General features: G+C 46.3%; 12 protein-coding genes. 9 read left to right on the forward strand and 3 right to left on the reverse strand.

Features of this window, described 5'->3' with window-relative positions:
* Window positions 1–292 precede the first annotated feature (292 nt).
* The 3 genes from glp to tyrS all read left to right on the forward strand — a co-directional run bounded on the left by glp (window position 293) and on the right by tyrS (window position 3,705).
* Complete coding sequence (glp, locus tag N4A56_RS08805; RefSeq protein WP_295546626.1) at window positions 293–1,531, forward strand: gephyrin-like molybdotransferase Glp; 1,239 nt, start codon at window positions 293–295, stop codon at window positions 1,529–1,531.
* Window positions 1,532–1,546: 15 nt separating this feature from the next.
* Window positions 1,547–2,320: a TIGR00282 family metallophosphoesterase gene (locus tag N4A56_RS08810; protein WP_295546629.1), complete on the forward strand. Its 774-nt coding sequence runs from the start codon at window positions 1,547–1,549 to the stop codon at window positions 2,318–2,320.
* A 191-nt stretch (window positions 2,321–2,511) separates the two neighbouring features.
* Window positions 2,512–3,705 (forward strand): tyrosine--tRNA ligase, encoded by a 1,194-nt coding sequence (tyrS, locus tag N4A56_RS08815; protein ID WP_295546644.1) that lies wholly within the window; start codon window positions 2,512–2,514, stop codon window positions 3,703–3,705.
* A 57-nt stretch (window positions 3,706–3,762) separates the two neighbouring features.
* On the opposite strand, the gene N4A56_RS08820 is transcribed toward tyrS, so the two are convergent.
* Complete coding sequence (locus N4A56_RS08820) at window positions 3,763–6,264, reverse strand: glycogen/starch/alpha-glucan phosphorylase (protein WP_293670847.1); 2,502 nt, start codon at window positions 6,262–6,264, stop codon at window positions 3,763–3,765.
* Between the two features lie 334 nt (window positions 6,265–6,598).
* On the opposite strand from N4A56_RS08820, the gene N4A56_RS08825 reads away from it, so the two are divergent.
* A complete protein-coding gene (locus tag N4A56_RS08825) occupies window positions 6,599–7,987 on the forward strand; it encodes a DEAD/DEAH box helicase (RefSeq protein WP_295546633.1) in 1,389 nt (462 codons plus the stop codon).
* Window positions 7,988–8,136: 149 nt separating this feature from the next.
* On the opposite strand, the gene N4A56_RS08830 is transcribed toward N4A56_RS08825, so the two are convergent.
* Window positions 8,137–9,375, reverse strand: a complete 1,239-nt coding sequence (locus N4A56_RS08830; RefSeq protein ID WP_293670851.1) for a peptidase U32 family protein — start codon at window positions 9,373–9,375, stop codon at window positions 8,137–8,139.
* Between the two features lie 7 nt (window positions 9,376–9,382).
* On the reverse strand, window positions 9,383–10,249 hold the full coding sequence (locus N4A56_RS08835) for a PHP domain-containing protein (protein ID WP_293670853.1): 867 nt from the start codon (window positions 10,247–10,249) through the stop codon (window positions 9,383–9,385).
* Window positions 10,250–10,655: 406 nt separating this feature from the next.
* On the opposite strand from N4A56_RS08835, the gene N4A56_RS08840 reads away from it, so the two are divergent.
* The 5 genes from N4A56_RS08840 to N4A56_RS08860 all read left to right on the forward strand — a co-directional run bounded on the left by N4A56_RS08840 (window position 10,656) and on the right by N4A56_RS08860 (window position 13,338).
* The gene (locus N4A56_RS08840; protein WP_293670855.1) at window positions 10,656–10,856 is read left to right on the forward strand and encodes a Trm112 family protein; all 201 of its coding nucleotides are present in this window, start codon (window positions 10,656–10,658) and stop codon (window positions 10,854–10,856) included.
* A 100-nt stretch (window positions 10,857–10,956) separates the two neighbouring features.
* Window positions 10,957–11,370 carry an Hsp20/alpha crystallin family protein gene (locus tag N4A56_RS08845; RefSeq protein ID WP_293670856.1) on the forward strand — a complete coding sequence of 138 codons (414 nt, stop codon included), beginning with the start codon at window positions 10,957–10,959 and terminating at the stop codon, window positions 11,368–11,370.
* A 5-nt stretch (window positions 11,371–11,375) separates the two neighbouring features.
* Entirely contained in the window at window positions 11,376–11,738 is a 363-nt protein-coding gene (locus N4A56_RS08850; RefSeq protein WP_293670857.1) for an Hsp20/alpha crystallin family protein, read from the forward strand.
* A 23-nt stretch (window positions 11,739–11,761) separates the two neighbouring features.
* Window positions 11,762–12,307, forward strand: a complete 546-nt coding sequence (gene yfcE, locus N4A56_RS08855; RefSeq protein ID WP_293670858.1) for a phosphodiesterase — start codon at window positions 11,762–11,764, stop codon at window positions 12,305–12,307.
* An 8-nt stretch (window positions 12,308–12,315) separates the two neighbouring features.
* Window positions 12,316–13,338, forward strand: coding sequence for a tRNA-dihydrouridine synthase family protein (locus tag N4A56_RS08860; protein ID WP_293670860.1), 1,023 nt, complete (start codon window positions 12,316–12,318; stop codon window positions 13,336–13,338).
* Window positions 13,339–13,686 lie beyond the last annotated feature (348 nt).

Consider the following 13,686-nt stretch of genomic DNA (forward strand, 5'->3'; position numbering starts at 1 on the left):
CAAAGAGTCTCTTCGATTGCCAGCACAGCCTTGCACCACATACCGTTACAGGCTACCCTGCCTGCATATCCTGCTCACTTTTTTGCCAAGTCCGTATACTGCTGAGTTAGTCAATGCCAAAGCAGCGCAGGATAGGTAGAGTACAAACCAAAATTCGCACCTGCTGGTGCAATTAGATGACCCTGAGGTCTTATCTGCCAGTAGGGATACTATAGATACAAAGTCTGTCACCAAACTGTTGCGCATGTTTCACCAAGCTGTCCGCGCTGTTACAACTGACCGAGGATTTATTATGAAAAAAGATTTCTTCAATGTGCTTAGCGTTCAAGAATTCATTCAAGCACTCCACTCTTTCTCACCTTTGCAGACGCGAACTGTTTCTATTGAAGAAGCAGATAACAGCGTACTTGCGAACGATATTATCGCAACAGAAGACTTACCGCTTGCCAGCCGCTCATGCATGGATGGTTACGCAGTAAACGCTTCCAGTGTCTTTGGCGCATCAGAGGCAAATCCGGCATACCTCGAATCAGTGGGCGACATCGATATTGAAAAGCCAGCATCGTTTACACTGCAAAGTGGAGAATGTGCGGGAATTGTTACTGGTGGCATTCTACCTGACGGCGCCGATGCTGTTATTATGGTAGAGCACACCGAATCCCTCGGTGCTGGAACTATAGAAATCCGCAAGTCGCTTGCCCCATATGAAAACGTCATGCTCAAAGGCGAAGATGCCACCACAGGAAACTCCGTACTAGCAGCAGGAACCCGTATGCGACCTCAGGAGATCGGCATGCTTGCCGCGCTCGGCATCCAGAAGGTTGCTGTTACTACGTCTCCTAAAGTCGGTATTATCTCAACGGGGGATGAGCTTGTCTCGATAGAAGAAACACCCGTTGTTGGACAAGTGCGCGATGTGAACAGCTACACTCTTGCAGCTTGTGCACGCCGTGCAGGTGCAACCGCTACTGCCTATGGACTAGTTGAAGACCAGCTTGATTCGCTACAGGCCGCGCTTGAAAAAGCGCTAGAAGAGAATGATGTTGTATTCCTTTCCGGTGGTAGCTCTGTCGGTGTGCGTGACCTTACCGTGAGCGCTATCGAAAAAATCGAAGGCGCAGAACTCATCAACCACGGTGTTGCAATCAGTCCGGGGAAACCGCTCATTCTGGCGAAATGCGGCAACAAAGCTATATGGGGACTTCCGGGGCAAGTTGCCTCTGCACAGGTTGTCATGTTTATCCTCGGCATGCCATTTTTACGATACCTCGGTGGGGACACAGCCTCCTTCGACCAGACACGATGGGCATCAAAACAGGCAATTATCAGCCGCAATGTAGCGTCTAAACCGGGACGCGAAGACTATGTGCGCGTCAGTGTCAGCGAAAAAGACGGCACAACGGTAGCGACTCCAGTTCTTGGAAAATCCGGTCTGCTGAAAACCATGTTGCAAGCTGATGGCGTTGTCCGCATAGGTGCAGATAGTGAAGGTATCTACGAGGGTACACCTGTTGACGTACTCTTTTTTTAAAGTATAGGAAACCTCATGCGAATTTTATTTTTCGGTGACATTGTAGGCAAACCGGGCAGGCTTATCCTGCGAAAACGCCTTGCTTCTATCAAAGAAGAAAAAAAAGCAGACCTTGTGATTGCTAACGGAGAAAATGCTTCCGGCGGCATCGGGCTTTCTGGCGATACCATGCGCGAACTGTTTAATGCAGGTATAGACATTCTTACTTCCGGCAACCATATCTGGAAACACAAAGAGATGTATAACCTGCTCAACACAGAGCCGCGACTCATCCGCCCTGCCAACTACCCGCACGGCGCTCCCGGTCATGGACTTGTTATTCATGAACTGGATAACGGCAGCAAAATTGCGGTAATGAATCTGCTCGGGCGCACTTTTATGGATGACATAGACTGCCCGTTCAAAAAAGTAGATGAACTTCTCGCATCAATCCCAGACGATGTGTGCATCCGCATTATCGATTTCCATGCAGAAGCTACAAGCGAGAAAAAAGCACTCTCGTTTTATGTAGATGGCAAGGTTTCCTGCGTGATTGGTACGCATACCCATGTGCAGACTGCCGACGCTATGATTCTGGAAAAAGGTACTGGCTACCTCACAGATGCCGGAATGTGCGGCGTTGAAGAATCATGTCTTGGCATGGAGCCGAAAGTCATTATCGAGCGATTTATGACAGGATTGCCGCAACGCTTCAAAGTTGCAAAAGGGACACCGCATATTAACGGTCTGTACCTTGATATTGATGATGAATCAGGACTATGTACAGATATTGAACTTATTCGAGAGTAACTCAGACAAGTTCTTTTCCAATAATCTACTGTCATTCTGTTATGCTTCTGCCCTGAGGAAAGAACGTGCACTCTGCATCTCATGGTAGAACCGAAGGCTCATACTGATATAACAATTTTGTGAAGTTTGACAATTCACAAATTCTCTGTAAGAGACACCAAGCTACAACATATTTTTTTGTAAAAGAGAGAATTATGGATATTCAAAAACAGCTCGAAATCATTCAGCGTGGCTGTGCTGAACTTATTGATGCTGACGAGCTTAAAAAGAAGCTCGAAAAAGGCAAACCTCTGCGCGTAAAAATGGGTTTTGACCCGACTGCTCCTGATCTGCACCTTGGTCATAGTGTTGCTATCCACAAGCTGCGTCACTTTCAGGAACTCGGACACACCGTTATCTTCCTTATCGGTGACTTCACCGGCATGATCGGTGACCCGTCCGGTCGCTCCGACACCCGTCCTCCACTCACTCGTGAAGATGTTCTCGCTAATGCGGAAACATATAAAGAGCAGGTATTCAAGATTCTTGATCCTGAAAAAACTGAAGTTCGCTTCAACTCCGAGTGGTTCGACAAATTCAGCGCATCAGACTTAATCCGTCTTGCATCCCGCTCTACTGTAGCACGTATGCTTGAACGTAACGATTTTGAGCAGCGTTATAAGGGCAACACCCCTATCGCTATCCATGAATTCCTGTATCCACTTGTTCAGGGTTATGACTCCGTTGCACTTGAGTCTGACATTGAGCTTGGCGGTACTGACCAGAAGTTTAACCTGCTCATGGGTCGTACCCTACAGTCTCAGGAAGGTCAGGAGCCGCAGTGCATCATGACTATGCCTATTCTCGAAGGTCTCGACGGTGTGCGTAAGATGTCTAAATCCTACGGTAACTACGTAGGTATTGACGAAGCTCCAAAAGATATGTTCGGCAAAATCATGTCTATTTCTGACGAACTTATGTGGCGCTACTACGAGCTTATTTCTCTGAAATCCCTCGAAGAAATTGCAGACCTCAAAGCTAAAGTAGAGTCCGGTGAACTTCACCCGAAAGTCGTTAAAGAAGAACTCGCTGAAGATATCGTATCGCAGTACCACGGTGCAGAAGAAGGCGCTAAAGCACGTGCAGGCTTCAACGCTGTATTCGCAAAAGGTCAGCTTCCTGACGAGATGCCAGAGCATACTTGTGAATCCGGTGACGCTTCGATGCCTCCTGTATTCCTTACAGATGCAAAGCTCACCAAATCACGCGGCGAAGCACGTCGTCTTATGAAACAGGGTGCACTCTCCATTGATGGTGAAAAGTGCAACGCTGAAGACGCTCTTCCAGCCGGTGAATACGTAATCAAACTTGGTAAAAAACGTTTCCTCAAGCTTTTTGTAAAATAGCGTTTTACCCTGATAGATAATGCAATGCCCCGCAGTTTTGTGCTGCGGGGCATTTTTTTACATGTCCGGTTTTATATCCCAGATTTCATCCATATATTCTTTCACAGCTCGATCACTGGAAAAGAATCCCATTCCGGCTGTGTTAAGAATCGATTTTTTAATCCATAAGTCCCTGTCACCAAACTCATGAGCGATGCGTTTTTGTGTTTCTGCATACGCCCGATAATCTGCCAAGACCATAAACCGATCACCACCGCTAAGAAGTGAATTAAAGATACTGCTGAATGCTGTCGGGTTACCCGGAGTAAATTGATCTGAATTAATCATATCCAGCACTTCACGAATCTCACTGTCATTCTTGTATATTTCCCACGGATCATATCCACGGTTGCGCATGTCGATAACATCGTCTTCACATAAGCCGAAGAGGTAAATATTATCTGCGCCGACCCGATCACCTATTTCGATATTAGCACCGTCTCTGGTTCCCACAGTAAGCGCACCGTTCAGGGCAAATTTCATATTACCAGTACCGGAGGCCTCAAAGCCTGCCGTTGATATCTGTTCAGAAACATCTGTGGCAGGAACAAGCATCTGTGCCAGCGAAATATTATAATTAGCTAAAAACACTACCTTCAAATAGTTACGTGTATGCGGGTCAGAATTTACTCGTCTGGCAACGCAATTAATAAGGTAGATAATATCTTTTGCCATCCAATAGCTTGGTGCTGCCTTGCCGCCAAAGATAAAGGTACGCGGCTGCATCTTAACTTCAGGGTGCTGACGGATATGATTATAGAGCGAGATAATATGTAAGATATTGAGAAGCTGCCGCTTGTATTCATGGAATCGTTTCACCTGTACGTCGAAGATACTATGTGGGTTGACCGTAATGCCGTTCATCTTTTCAATATAGTCCGCAAGACGCTTTTTATTTGTCAGTCGGCACTGATCCCAGTCATGCCTGAATCCTTCATTTTCTGTGAGATCACGAATACGCTCTAACTGCTCAAGGTCTTTTACCCAGTCGCAACCACAATTCAAATGCTCGCTCAACAACCATGACAACGAAACATTGCATTGCCGCAACCATCTGCGCGGCGTCACTCCATTTGTCTTGTTGTTGAATCGATATGGGAAGATTCGGATGAAATCATGGAACACACGATCTTTCAAAATTTTGGTGTGCAGTGCAGATACACCATTAACACTAAAGCTACCAACGATTGCGAGATGACTCATCCGAACATTCTGCACGGGACCGTCGGAGATCAGCGACACGCGGGACGGCAAGTCTGGTTCATCTCTAAAATGAAGCCGGACTTCTTCGAGGAAGCGCCTGTTTATTTCATAGATGATCTGCATGTGGCGAGGAAGCAACCGTGTCATCAAATCAACCGGCCATGTTTCCAACGCTTCCGGCAAAATAGTGTGGTTGGTATATGCGAAAAGTTTTTGACAAATGAACCATGCCTCTTCCCAGCCTAACAATTCTTCGTCCAGCAGAACGCGCATCAATTCAGGAATGGCTATGGAAGGATGAGTTTCATTAAGATGAACGACATTTTTTTCCGGTAACTGATCCCACGGCTTACCAAGTTTTTTAAAACGACGGATAAGATCGCGGATAGTTGCCGCCACAAAGAAATACTGTTGTTTCAGACGCAGTGTCTTGCCTTCGGGTGCATCATCACTAGGATACAGCACCATCGAAATATTTTCGTCTTTAATCTTTTCCTGCACCGAGCCAATATAATCACCAGCATTGAAACAGCTTAGCACAAACTCTTTGTACGGACGGGCTTCCCACAGACGGATGCAGTTAACGTGTCCATTTCGATACCCCGGCACATACAAATCATTTGCCATCGCCATGACAATATCACCACCGCGCCAATCGTGCCGGAGAACACCTTCATCATCCAACCACTCATGCACTTCACCATAGAAACGGATGGGATATAGACCATGAGGGCGCGGAATGAGCCAGTGGCTACCTTCATGCAGCCAGTTGTCCGGCAACTCCACTTGATGCCCGTTGCGTATTTCCTGCTTAAACAAACCGTATGAATACAATATACCGTATCCATATGCAGGTAGTCCTAACGTTGCCATTGAATCCATATAGCATGAAGCGAGCCTGCCTAGACCACCATTACCCAGCCCCGGCTCACATTCGACATCGACAACCTGATCGAGCGAGAAACCTTGCTCACGTAAAAAATCGTGCGCTTCACTCTCTAAGCCTAAAGCAAGTAAGTTTTCCCGTAAAAATTTACCGGGGAGAAACTCAAGCGAGAGATAGTACAGCCGCTTGTCATCATTCTCATAATACTGCCGTTGTGCCACTGCCCACTTTTCCAGCATACGGTCTCGTACTGCCAGCACAAGCCCCCAATAACACTTGCGTTTATCTGGATTCGTATTATCGCGCCCTAGTGAATACAATATATGCCATAATGCATCTTCACCCAGCGAAGAGTTACGAGCCTGCGGTGCTTCTGCTTCATTCAACGGTTTATCGAGCAAGTGCAAATAATCTTTGACTTCTTTAGGCATGAGACCCCCGTTATATCAGGAAAACTTTTGATATCATTCGTGTGCAGCACAAAGGTGCCAACGTTTAATAATACGAAGATGCTCACACCGCAGACATGATAAGGTAGGTATTGGCGCACGCTCTGAGCGCGATCATTTTTCATTTGCGGGTAGGAAATGTTTCTTATACTACCTTGAACACCAAAAAGAGATTTTGCTTACGCTTCAATGCTTCTTCTCATGAAAACACGTCACTGCCCTGTGCGTTTTTCCTCATTACACCAACTGACTCAGAAAAAGTGCTTAAGCAGAATTTACATACAAATTTATGCCGCGATAACCATAAAGGATTTCCATGACCACGCCCGAAACAAATTCCAATCCCCTTGAAGAAAGCAGCCCTGCCAACGAACATACTTTTGACCAATTTTCCTTCGATCAGCGAATCTGTTCCGGTCTCAACGCATGCAAATTCACTACCCCAACTCCAGTACAGCAGGCAGTCATTCCTGTTTTATTAGACAGACAGGATACCATTGCTCTTGCTAACACCGGCACAGGGAAAACCGCAGCCTTCATTCTTCCTTTGCTCCAATATTTAGCTACAAACGATGCCTTAAAACGTGGTCCTGTTCGCGCTCTCATTCTTGCTCCGACTCGTGAACTCGCACTGCAAATTCAAAAAACTTGCATTACGCTCGGACAGCAAACAGGCTACCGTTGTGGAGCAATTTACGGTGGAGCAGGAGCAGCCCCGCAGAAAAAAGCCGCCAAAGCATCTACTATTATTGTAGCGACACCGGGGCGACTGCTCGATTTTATGGATCAAAAAGAAATTCGGCTCGGCGGAGTGGATACCCTCATCATCGATGAAGCAGACCGCATGTTCGATCTCGGATTTTTGCCGGACATTCAGAAAATATTAGACCGCGTTCCATCCAAACGAACCACAGCATTCTTTTCTGCAACAATGCCGAAACCGATTGAACAGCTTGCGTGCACCTATACCAAAGACCCTAAAGTGATTGATGTACGGACAGAAGAAGCAAAGCCCGACATCGCACATGAAATTTTTACTGTTCCGCCGCACCTTAAAAAGAAGCTGCTTCTGGCACTTATGCCACTGCTGATGAACGATTCCGACGACCTTGTTCATAAGCAAAAACGTGCAGAACATAGCCCGCACTCTGACCAAGACGGCGGTATCATCATCTTTGCCAACACCAAAGAAACTTGCCGCGAACTTGAAAGAATGCTTGCCGGAAAATTTGGCGAAGTAGCCGCGCTGCATAGTGATCTATCGCAGTCCAAACGAAATAAGATGCTTGAAAAAATGCAAACAGGAGAAGCACGAATACTCGTTGCAACCGACCTCGTTGCACGCGGCATCGACCTCGATCACATCACCCACATTATCCAGTTCGACGCTCCGGACAGCCCACACAAATACATTCACCGTGTCGGTCGAACAGCGCGCGCATACCGCAAAGGTACAGCTATCACCCTCATCGGTGAAAAAAATCTTATGGATATGCTGCAAATGGAGCAGGAAATCGGTAAATCATTCGCGCTGCGTAAGTTGGGTAACTTCAATTACAATGAGCAGTCAGGAAATAATAAGAGTGATTCCCGTGGAGATTTCCGTCGCAAACCGAATACGAAACGCAAACCGCAAGGCAAAAAGCCTCAAGGCAAGAAAACAGGCGGTGCGCGTAATAATACAAAGCAACGCCGTAAACGGTAAGTAATCAAAAGAGATAGAGTGCTAAAAAAGTAGGCAGCTAAACTCCGCACGCCTACGCAATGTTTTCGCAAAAAAAGGGTTGTCCTACTCATAGCAGGGCAACCCTTTATATATTTCTGAAGCTCAATAGTTTTGCAAAAAAGCGACGATTAGCCTCGTAAGAAAAGTCCTTCTGCAAAATGTTCGCTTTCACAGCGGATAAATCCGAACATTCCCGGATGTACAACATCTACAGCTTCGCCACGGTGGTTTTCCAATTGGAACGCACCCACAGGCAATACAGGACGTTTCAGCCCCGGAACCATAACCTGCACAGGTCTGTCAGCTCTGAAAGGTGAACGGACAGCAATCTGCCACTTTGTTTCATCTTCTTTTTGCACGAGCTTTGCTACAATAGGAGTGCAATCTTTTTTCGGGAGCGGCGGCACAGATTTGCGATGTCCTTTAGGAAGGAAGAAGCCTGTGCTTAAATTTCTTGATGCAGTGTTTTGCAGCTCACGAATATACTCATCATAGCGGAAGCGCTTGGCAGCAACGTCATCAATTGCAGTTCGGTATACATCTACAACATGTGCGACGTAGCTAGGGGTTTTCATGCGCCCTTCAATTTTAAGGGAAGCTACATTGTTCTGATAGAACCAACGCATGTATTTTACCAGACACAAATCTTCCGGTGCCCAGAACGCACTATGTGGACCTTCGTGAGTTACATCCCAAGTAGGACCTTCGCGCATGCCCTCTTCAACAGTCAAACGCATATCCTGAACTTCCAAGCCCTTGTATTCAAAGCGGCATGGATGTGTGCATTCACCAAGGTTTGCAGGACGCTGGCTCATCCATGAAGAAAGCAGACAACGACCGGAAAGCGCAAGGCACATTGCACCATGAACAAACACTTCAAATTCCATAGCAGGGTATGCTTTGGTCAAATTGCTGATGGCGTGTGCGCCCAGTTCACGCGCAACGTTGACGCGCTCAATACCGAGGTCATGCCAAAAACCAACAGCTTCACTATTCGAGGTGTTCGCTTGCGTGCTCAAATGAATTGCTTTGTTCGGTGCAATACGACGTGCCATCCGCAACACACCGGGATCAGCGATAATCAATCCATCCACGCTTGATTCGGCAAGGCGTTCAAGAGATTCTTCAACACCAGCGAGGTGCTTCTCATGTGGTAAAATATTCAAGGTGTAGTAAATAGAAGCGTCTTTCGCATGTGCTTTTGCACAGGCAACTTCCAATTCTTCCCAGTCAAACCCGCCGGAGCTTGCGCGCAGGCTGTGTTTTTTTCCACCAAGATAACAAGCATCCGCACCATACAGCAGTGCAGAATCAAGTCTGTCCATATCTCCTGCCGGACAAAGCAGTTCAGGCAATTTTTTACTCATAATATTATTAAACAGGAAGCCCCTGCTTGCGGCGTAGTTCTTTTAATTTATCAAGCACCATGTGCGGTACAAATAATCCACCCTTACCACGACCCAACGCAATATTAGGTTTCACCGCGCCGTGATAGTCCGAACCGCCAGTGAGTGCAAGCCCATGCACTGCGGCAAGTTCAACAACCAGTCGTGTAGAGGCAGCATTATGTTCGCTGTGGTACGCTTCAAGAGCATCCAGCCCGTGGGGCTTTAATGTCTCAATCATATCATGAAGATACTCTGTCGAGCGACCATGAATGCACATATGTGCCCATGAAACGGTAGCGCCTTCTTCTTTAAGCAACTTAACCCCTTCAACAGGGCTGAGTACTTTTTTAGGGGCATATGCTTTACCGCCATCACACAACATTTCTGCAAAAACTTTTTTCACGGACTTAAAATATTTTTTCTGCACCAAAACCTGTGCAATATGCGGACGTCCTACAGAGCCTTCACCTGCGGCTTCAAGAACTTCTTCGTAGGTAATATCCATGCCGAGCGCCTGCAACTTTTCAACAATAATTTTGTTACGCTCTGCTCTGTAGTCGCGCAGTTCGCCCATTACCTTTTGCAGCTTCTCAGCTTTAGGATCAAGCCAGAGACCGAGGAGATGAATTTCGCCGAAGTCTGTTTTTACTCCAAGCTCACAACCGGAAATAACATCTACACCCAGTTCCTTCCCTGTCTCCATGGCTTCTTCAACACCGGCAACGGTATCGTGGTCTGTCAACGCCAGCGTAGTGATATTGCGTTTTTTTGCCAGTCGAACCAGCTCTTCGGGAGAATCGCTCCCGTCAGATGCGGTCGAATGCGTATGTAAATCTATATATGTCCGAGCCATAATTCCTTCCATTCATAGAACTATGTAACAATGTGTATATTTTCTTTCACCTTCACAATTACGCCCGTGATTTACAGCTTGTCAAATGACGAGTTTATTACACTGCGTACTTATGCAATTTAACTGAACAACTATTTTTCTTTTTTTCAAATTATACTACGCCGCTTCCGGTTGCTGTACATACACTAACTGCGTATACTGGTAATATGCACACAACGGGTGTGAAACTGCTGACAATATTTTCCCTGCCAGATCACCGCAATTCAACTAAGAATGAACGACATACAATCTGCTCATTCAACTTTTGGAGTAATTGCGATAATTTTTTGCATACGCTACCTGCAAAACCTCCAAGTCCGGCAAATTGTCACCAGTCAATATATAGTTATTTTAAGGAGTCCTCCCTGTGACTGTACAAGCTGATTTACTCAAGATTCTTGCATGTCCGAAATGTAAGAGTTCCCTCAAACTCACTGATGATAAAGACGGACTTTCCTGCGCTAAATGCAGCGTTGTGTACCCAATCCGTGAAGATATCCCTGTAATGCTGGTTGAAGAAGCTGTTGCTCTCGAAGACTGGAATAACGGCGTTCGAGAAACCAAATAGTTTTACACCCTGCCCCGCTCTGATGTTGCATATGTGCACCTGCAAATCGTAACGGATATCTTTTTCTGTTTATGATACATAGTAAAAGGAGAGCCGGATTATGGTTATAAATTATGGATCGTTTTACGACTTCCCCCATTTGTTCGACAAATTGATGAATGATCTGCACAACCCGCAGCCTACATCTGCCAGACGCGCCACGTTTCCTCCGCTGTATATCAGTGAAGACGATACTAACGTGTTTGTGCGAGCGTTACTGCCCGGTGCTGCAATGGAAGAAGTAGAGTTAATTATTGAAGACAATACGTTGGTTCTTAAGGGTGAATTAAAACCCGTTCAGGGAAAATATCACCAGCAGGAACGCCCAACAGGATCGTTTCAGCGACTAATAAAAATCAACGTACCTATTCATAAAGATGCCATAACAGCCACCATGAAATCCGGCATGCTGTTTGTTCAGCTTCCTAAGTCAACGGCTATGCAGCCACGCACAATCCATATTCAACCAAGGTAATGGCTATGCAGCAAATACCTAACAGAATGGGAAAACGACCACGAGTTCAACCGCACACGGATTTTGTAGAGCGAGAAGACGGTTTTTATCTGTATCTCGACATGCCGGGAGTGGAAAAAGAAAAACTGACGCTGGATATTGAAGACGACAAGCTCTCACTTCAAGCAAAGTCAGATTTTGGACTTTCTTCCGGTGAACGTGTGCACTCGATGGAATTTGGCGAAGTGGAATATTATGCCCAATTTGAAGTAAGCGAACTTGTTGATAAGCAAAAAGTAAGCGCTAAATTCGAAAACGGTGTATTGACGATTTATCTTCCCAAACGGAAAGAAGCGCCACCAAAGCGTATTAAAATCGAAGTTTTATAATTTTTTAAAGACACACACACTTAATGAAAATTTTATTTATTTCAGATTTGCACGGCTCCTACAGCCGTGCAAAAACTGTTTTGGACAAAGCAGAAAAAATTAATCCTGACGGTATCGTACTGCTTGGAGACCTGCTGTACCACGGTCCACGCAATCCTCTTCCAGAAGGGCACGACCCCAAAGCCACAGTAACCCTGCTCAACAGCTACAAAGAAAAAATTATCGCGGTTCGCGGTAACTGCGATGCTGAAGTAGATCAGATGGTTTTGGAGTTTCCTATAATGTCTGATTTCTCATGGCTGGTTGCTGATGGGCACCGTATCTTTTTGACCCACGGTCATTTATGGAATCCTGAAAACATGCCTCCGCTTTGCGCTGGAGACACATTTGTGTACGGACACGTTCATCGTCCCAAAGCCTACACGAATGAAAACGGCATCAACATTTGGAACCCCGGTTCCTGTTCGCTGCCAAAGCAGAGCGACCGCCCTACATTCGCAACATTCGAAGATAACACATTCCGCGTTTTTGAATTCGACGACACCTGTATTCTTGAACAGAAATTGTAGGGACGCCTATGCACGCTGCTGAATTATTATCTGCGCCCATCACACTACGCGGAAAGACTATTCAAAACCGTTTGTGCCTTGCGCCAATGGCGGGTCTGGGGCACATAGCCTACCGCGCCATTGCTGCTCATTACGGAGGGTACGGACTACTCTTCACCGGTATGTGCAGTGCTCGTGCTGTGCCAACAGAAAACCGGCATAAATCCCCAGTATTTAACTGGCAAGATGAGGAATTACCGTCACTAGTCTGTCAGCTTTTTGGTGCTGCACCGGACGACATGGTCATTGCAGCAAAACGCGTTCAAGAAGAAAACTTCTTTGGTGTCGACATCAACATGGGCTGCTCTGTGTCTCCCATTGTGGACAGACAATGCGGTGCAGACCTTATGCGCGATGTTGATAGAGCCTGCGAAATGGTCGAAAAAGTGCGTAATGCAGTTGATATTCCATTGTTCGTCAAATTCAGAACAGGATGGCAAAACGAACCGGAACCAGCTATTGCCTTTGCTAAAATGCTTGAGCAGGCAGGTGCAGACGCGTTGACATTTCACCCTAGAGTTGCGCCAGACAGAAGAACCAAGCGTCCACGCATTGACGATATCAAGCTCGTCAAAGACGCTGTTTCTATTCCGGTCTTCGGCAACGGGGATGTATGGGATGCTGCTTCTGCATACGCAATGGTCGACCGTACCAACTGTGACGGACTCGCCATAGGGCGTGCCGCAATCTCAAAGCCGTGGATGTTTGCCGAACTGACTCAGGGTTTCGAGCCGACACCGGAAACATACAAAGAGACACTCTTCATGTTTCTGGATCAAATTGAAAAATGGTACGACCCAAGCAGAGCAATCAAGCTGTACAAAAAGTACTGCATGTACTTCGCGGCTAACTTCTCATTTGGTAACAAGTTATTTGGACAGCTTATTGCCGGAGACTCTATGGAAAAAATGCGCGAAAACGCAGAGCGCTGTTTCAGCGACCGAATTCCGCAAATATCCAAGAGCCTCAACGCTCTCATGATGAACAGATAGCAGTGATGCCTCCGGCGGCTGGGCTGAAAACTTTGAAAAGTTTTCCCCCAGACCCCCTTCAAAACTTTTTACTTGCGAGTTCTTTCGTTTTTTAATTTCGTACACGGCTTGAACATAAGTAAAGATATAACAAAGGGTGGAGTTAAATAACTCCACCCTTTCTTTATTGCTAAAAAAACATTCACCTAATCGGGGTTAAGGGGACACGTCCCCTTGCGGGGGTGCAGGGGGCAGCGCCCACCTGTTCGCCGAAGGCAACAAAAAATATTACCGAATCGCTTCCTAGTATTCTTACTGATGCCTCCGGCGGCTGGGCTGAAACTTTTGCAAAGTTTCCCCCAGACCCCC

The sequence above is a fragment of the Halodesulfovibrio sp. genome (genome assembly GCF_025210605.1).
In the GTDB taxonomy this organism is placed as follows: domain Bacteria; phylum Desulfobacterota; class Desulfovibrionia; order Desulfovibrionales; family Desulfovibrionaceae; genus Halodesulfovibrio.

Excerpts from the sequence above, each read along its gene's own strand:
- N4A56_RS08860 (WP_293670860.1), top strand. The coding sequence starts at position 12,316 with ATGCACGCTGCTGAATTATTATCTGCGCCCATCACACTACGCGGAAAG.
- glp (WP_295546626.1), top strand. The coding sequence starts at position 293 with ATGAAAAAAGATTTCTTCAATGTGCTTAGCGTTCAAGAATTCATTCAA.
- N4A56_RS08845 (WP_293670856.1), top strand. The coding sequence starts at position 10,957 with ATGGTTATAAATTATGGATCGTTTTACGACTTCCCCCATTTGTTCGAC.
- N4A56_RS08835 (WP_293670853.1), bottom strand. The coding sequence starts at position 10,249 with ATGGCTCGGACATATATAGATTTACATACGCATTCGACCGCATCTGAC.
- N4A56_RS08820 (WP_293670847.1), bottom strand. The coding sequence starts at position 6,264 with ATGCCTAAAGAAGTCAAAGATTATTTGCACTTGCTCGATAAACCGTTG.
- N4A56_RS08810 (WP_295546629.1), top strand. The coding sequence starts at position 1,547 with ATGCGAATTTTATTTTTCGGTGACATTGTAGGCAAACCGGGCAGGCTT.
- yfcE (WP_293670858.1), top strand. The coding sequence starts at position 11,762 with ATGAAAATTTTATTTATTTCAGATTTGCACGGCTCCTACAGCCGTGCA.
- N4A56_RS08825 (WP_295546633.1), top strand. The coding sequence starts at position 6,599 with ATGACCACGCCCGAAACAAATTCCAATCCCCTTGAAGAAAGCAGCCCT.
- N4A56_RS08850 (WP_293670857.1), top strand. The coding sequence starts at position 11,376 with ATGCAGCAAATACCTAACAGAATGGGAAAACGACCACGAGTTCAACCG.
- N4A56_RS08830 (WP_293670851.1), bottom strand. The coding sequence starts at position 9,375 with ATGAGTAAAAAATTGCCTGAACTGCTTTGTCCGGCAGGAGATATGGAC.